1 pseudogene is annotated in these 209 nt (G+C 68.4%); it reads right to left on the bottom strand.

What is annotated here, in order from left to right:
* Positions 1-74 precede the first annotated feature (74 nt).
* Positions 75-209: pseudogene (locus ACTVAJ_RS30320) on the bottom strand (ADP-forming succinate--CoA ligase subunit beta); the annotation flags it as partial.

Raw genomic sequence — 209 nt, 5'->3', positions numbered from 1 at the left:
CCTCAGAGCCGGTCATGCCCTGGACCAGCACCTTGCTGTCCTTGTTCAGGAAGATAGCCATGGTGTCCGTTCCCCTACTTCGCCGCGAGCTCGGCGGCCTGAGCGGCGGCGCCGTCCATCGTGTCGACCTGTCGCACGGCCGGGTGGGCGCGCTTGGTGAGGATGTCGCGGCCCAGCTCGGCGTTGTTGCCGTCCAGGCGGACGACGAG

It is taken from the genome of Nocardiopsis sp. KDC1DS13DA1 (assembly GCF_055632325.1).
The sequence above is the reverse complement of the archived record's forward strand: the minus strand, read 5'-3'. Positions and strand labels throughout refer to the sequence as shown.